General features: G+C 63.3%; 1 protein-coding gene. It reads left to right on the top strand.

Annotated features, from left to right (window positions below; translation table 11 throughout):
- Window positions 1–31: 31 nt before the first annotated feature.
- On the top strand, window positions 32–528 hold a 497-nt coding region (locus tag ACFSJC_RS20005; RefSeq protein ID WP_386029091.1), incomplete at its 3' end, for a hypothetical protein.

Below are 528 nucleotides of genomic sequence, written 5' to 3'. Positions count from 1 at the left end.
ACCAGCAACAGCCGCCGACCCAGCGGTCAAGTTGGCCACCGATCAGGTCGCCAAGGTCAATCTGTCACCTCGCCAGGATTGGCCCGAAAGTGAGCTTCTATCCGAAGGCTTTGCGGCTAATCCCACCACCCTGCGCGTCCTTCAGAAGCAATGCCGGTTCAGCGACGAACAGGCCGCGTCCGCCTGCCTGGTCTCCCTGCGGACGTATCGGCGATGGTGCTCCACAGGTAAGCCGGATCCCACTGCGTTGCGCCTGCTGGCAATCCTCGCCGGGTATGTTCCTTGGACCGGCTGGGACGACTGGGAGATGCACAACGGCTATCTCTTCCCGCCGGGCTACTCACGTAACGGCATTACCCCAGGGCAGTTCCAAGCCCTGCTGTTCTATCGCCAGCAAGTTTCCGAGTATCGGCGGCTCAATGGGGAGCTGACCGCGCGCGTTCGCGCGCTCGAAGCCGAGCGCACGGCGCAGCCGGCTGCGTCTCTGGATCCGGTCTTCGGTTGCCAGGTTCAGGCTCTTGCAGCTCA

This window comes from Thiorhodococcus fuscus (assembly GCF_042682685.1).
Classification (GTDB): domain Bacteria; phylum Pseudomonadota; class Gammaproteobacteria; order Chromatiales; family Chromatiaceae; genus Imhoffiella; species Imhoffiella fuscus.
Note: the sequence above shows the minus strand (reverse complement) of the source record. Positions and strands in the feature narration are given on the sequence as shown.